We start from the raw sequence: 523 nt of genomic DNA on the forward strand, positions 1-523 counted from the left end.
TCCACCTTTCAATAACAGAAGACTTCCGCCCAAATAAGTAACATAGTGCATCCGTGTATATGCATCCCCGTGAATCATTTTTTTATCCCAATTATCCTTCAATGTGTCAACCATACTTTGAAAGGCAGCTTGATAGTCGTATTCCAAAACGGTATCCAGCACTTTTGGAGGCTCCTTGTTTAAGTTGTCAATTGACCAACCGATATTCCATCCGAATTGAATGGCTCCTTCACCGGTATCCTTGGCAAGATCGTATATACCAACAATCGCACCCTTGGCGCCATCACCTATGATTTGCAACACTTCTTTTCCGTTATCCATGAAAGCTTTACGCTGTTCAAGAAATGAAACAAATTCAAGCTGTTCAGGGGTAAGGTTCTCATAGCCGACCTTCTTGGCAATGTCTAAGTATTCATCTGGATCCGTCACTCCGTCAGCTAGCTTCTTTTTCAGCTCTTTGATTTCTCGTTCTTTCGCTTCATCTTTCTTGATCTTCAAATAAGCTTCAGTCTGTTTTTCAATA

1 pseudogene is annotated in these 523 nt (G+C 41.1%); it reads right to left on the minus strand.

Features of this window, described 5'->3' with window-relative positions:
* Positions 1-523, minus strand: a pseudogene (locus tag SB660_RS18925) (hypothetical protein); the annotation flags it as partial.

The sequence above is a fragment of the Bacillus sp. SIMBA_005 genome (assembly GCF_046535585.1).
Classification (GTDB): domain Bacteria; phylum Bacillota; class Bacilli; order Bacillales; family Bacillaceae; genus Bacillus; species Bacillus pumilus.